We start from the raw sequence: 3,486 nt of genomic DNA on the forward strand, positions 1-3,486 counted from the left end.
TTCACGGCTGCTGGACTGAATCCGTGAGCAGGGCTGGTTCCTGCAAAAGAACTTTGCCGTAACCGGATTAAGCGATGGCCGCAATGGTCGTGTCGATTACATGGTGACTACACGCTCAGGGGGACGCTGCGCTATCGAGGCAGATAACCGATCTCCCCGTAAGCGTTCGCTATTGAAATTGAGTGAGTTGCCATCTGGCGTCTCAGGCTTTGTGCTTCTCAAAGATGGCAAGCAGCCTTTGAGTTATCGCGTGAACGGCGTTGATGTGATCCGTGCCACCAAGTTCAAGTACTGAGCGTCTGAAAAGGCTTGTGCTCTGGCAGTGGAACTTATTCAAGTGAGGGTATCAATGTTAAATCAGAATGGAAGTGTAAGAGGGTGCAAGAAACCGAACAGCCAAACTTTACAGGGTGCAACTGCTCAGGCTCTTGCGATAGGTAATACAGATGCGGTTACCTGCGCGAATTATCACACGGCAGCACAGAAAAATAAACAGGGAGTAACGTCATGCTAGAAATTACCCCCAACTTCGCCCAAGAGCGCGCTTTGAACATGCTGCGTCAAGACTGGAAGCGCTTTAATTCTTTCATGGTGTACGCCCCAACAGGTGCAGGCAAGACAGGATTATCGGCATTTATTATTGACGGCTTTGTATCCAAAAACAAAAAGGTCATGATGATCTGTCCTTTCACCGTATTGATAAATCAGACTGCGCAGCGCTTTATCGAGTATGGGCTACCGGAAGATGAAATCGCTTTTATCTGGCGTGATCATCCCAATCAGAACCCGAAAAAACTGATTCAGATTGCGTCGGCTGACACGCTGATCCGTCGTGACTTCCCCGAAGATATTAACCTGCTGGTGATTGATGAAGCGCACCTGAAACGTAAAAAAATACTGGAAGAAATCACCCGGCTGACCACCGAAACGGATTGTAAGGTCGTCGGACTATCGGGAACCCCTTTCTCGCCGTTCTTGGGTCACTACTACCAGAGGCTGATAAAGCCAACCACGATAAAAGAGTTAATCCAGCGGGGTGATCTGAGTGCTTATGAGTTTTATGCCCCCACTAAACCCGATTTAACCGGGGTGAAATCATCTCAAAGCGCTGAGTACGGCAGCGACTACAAAGAAGACGAAATCGCCGAAATCATGTGCGGGGCTGATTTGGTCGGCGATGTGGTCAGCAGTTGGCTGAAATTGGGTGAAAACCTGCCAACCGTGTGTTTCTGCGTGAATGTCAGTCACGCCAATTTCGTCACGATGGGGTTTAACCGTGCTGGTGTGAATGCGGAGGTAATGACCGCCAATACCCCGCATGATGAGCGTGACCTGATTATTCATCGCTTTGAGCAGGGCGCAACGAAAATCATCGTCAATGTGGGCGTGCTGGTGGCGGGTTTTGACAGTGACGTGCGGTGCATCATTTACGCCCGTCCTACTAAGTCAGAAATCCGCTGGCTCCAGTCAATCGGCAGAGGCTTACGTACCGCCAAGGGTAAGGACCGGTGCGTCATTCTGGATCACTCCGGTACTGTTCACCGCCTCGGCTATCCCGACGATATCGAATATGACGAACTGCCCCGCAAGAACGACGGCATGAAAGCCCACGCCAGTCACCGGGAGCAGGAAAAGCGCGAGAAATTACCGAAAGAGTGCTCATCCTGTCATTACATGAAGCCCGCTGGCGTTTATGTCTGTCCGAAGTGTGGGTTTAAGCCACTGACAGGCGAGGATGTTGAGGTGGATACCAGCCGCACCATTCAGAAGCTCAGCAAGAAAGAGCGTATCTACACGCAGGCTGAAAAGCAGAGCTTCTATTCACAGCTGAAATATTACCAGAACCAGCGGGCTTCACAGGGTAAGGCGGTCAGTGATGGCTGGGTCTCCAACACGTTTAAAGACAAATTCGGCATCTGGCCGCGTGGGTTCCATGATGTTCCTCAGGAACTGACACCCGAAGTGAATAACTTCATCAAACATAAGCAAATTGCGTGGGCGAAAAGCCGTAAGAAAGCAAAACAACCGCAACAAGAACAGCAGGGGCTAAACCTTGAAGCGGCCCGCCATAAGGTACGTGAAATACGTGAACAATTAGGTGCACCATCATATCAGGGAGATACACAGTGAACAGAATAAAAACCGCTGATGCTGTTATCGGCCGCTGGCCTGAAATCTTCGCTTATTACAAATTGCCGCCCGTGACGGGAAAGCACCACTTTAAAGGGAAGTGTCCGATATGCGAGCGGAAAGGGAAGTTTCGCATTGATGATCGTGATGGCAGAGGGACGTTTATTTGCACCTGCAATGCGGGTGATGGCTGGAAACTGCTCACCCTGACACAGGGTAAGGAGTATAAAACGCTAGCCGATGAGATTGATCTGCTACTGGGTATTCAGTCCGATAAACGCAGCATGGTGAAAAAAGAGACGAACATCACCACGTTCAGAAACAGAGTCACTGGCTGCTACGCTGGTTTACCCGGCCTGAAAGGGACATCGGGCGAGGCCTACCTGAGAAACCGGGGCATTCACGTTCTGCCTGCCGACAATGTGCGGTATTGCGCCGAACAACCAGTGCATAACGGAACACTGCAAGCGATATGGGCGCTGGCTACCGATTCAAAAGGGCTGGCGTGCTACCTGCATCGGACGTATTTAGACGGGGATCGAAAAGCCTCGCTAGACGTTGTTAAGAAAATGAACTCATTACAAGAAGATAGTTATTTGGCACACGTTCAATCGGTGGCGATCCGTCTTTTTCCGGTCGATTCAACGCTGGGTATTGCAGAAGGGATCGAGACAGCACTGTCCTGTAAGCAAATTTACGGTGTCAATACTTGGTCAACCATGAATGCCGGGCACATGGCGAAATTCATTGCCCCGCTGGGGGTGAAACACCTCGTTGTCTTTGCCGATACCGACTGGAGCGCGACAGGTCACGCAGCTGCGATGGAGTGCGCCCGCAAGAATTTATCCGCCCATAACGACGTAGAAAAGGTCAGTGTTCGCTGGCCGGACAGTGGCGACTTCAACGACATGCTCCAGAACGGGAATGAAGCGAGAGAGTTGATATTTATGAAAAAAGCACGGGAGATGGCATAACTATGAAGCTGGAGTCAGCATTAAAACACTTTCACCCGAAGTCACCGACTTTTAGTGATGCGTCAACCAGTACCGCCCCGGACAGAATGAAAGGCATGGATACCGCAGCGGCTTTAGGGATGGCTGAATCACAGGCGAAGTTTGGCATAACGGCCTTTTTTGCCAAAAACAACGTCAGTAATGAAGACAAATTCAGCACCGTAGAAGAACTGACCCGATACGCAAGGCGAACTGTACCGAAACTGATATCGAAAGCAGCAGGGAATAAACTGGGGCAATGTCTGGTGATACTGTCCAAGATGGCGTTTGAGAATTACGCCCGTTCAGCCGCGTCAACCTGTCAGTGCTCGGAATGTGAGGGTAAGGGGTTAATCAAAAATCA

4 protein-coding genes are annotated in these 3,486 nt (G+C 50.3%); all 4 read left to right on the forward strand.

Annotation, left to right across the window (positions count from 1 at the left end; translation table 11 throughout):
• Window positions 1–100: 100 nt before the first annotated feature.
• On the forward strand, window positions 101–295 hold the full coding sequence (locus tag ABLA76_RS16875) for a hypothetical protein (protein ID WP_348988818.1): 195 nt from the start codon (window positions 101–103) through the stop codon (window positions 293–295).
• A gap of 212 nt (window positions 296–507) precedes the next feature.
• On the forward strand, window positions 508–2,130 hold the full coding sequence (locus ABLA76_RS16880; RefSeq protein ID WP_348988819.1) for a DEAD/DEAH box helicase: 1,623 nt from the start codon (window positions 508–510) through the stop codon (window positions 2,128–2,130).
• Entirely contained in the window at window positions 2,127–3,104 is a 978-nt protein-coding gene (locus ABLA76_RS16885) for a toprim domain-containing protein (RefSeq protein ID WP_348988820.1), read from the forward strand. The genes ABLA76_RS16880 and ABLA76_RS16885 overlap by 4 nt, the downstream gene beginning before the upstream one ends.
• 2 nt (window positions 3,105–3,106) lie before the next feature.
• Window positions 3,107–3,486, forward strand: a 380-nt coding sequence (locus ABLA76_RS16890) for an antitermination protein (RefSeq protein WP_348988821.1), incomplete at its 3' end; no start/stop codon positions are given.

Origin of the sequence: Xenorhabdus sp. SGI240 (assembly GCF_040081915.1) — a bacterium.
In the GTDB taxonomy this organism is placed as follows: Bacteria; Pseudomonadota; Gammaproteobacteria; order Enterobacterales; family Enterobacteriaceae; genus Xenorhabdus; species Xenorhabdus bakwenae.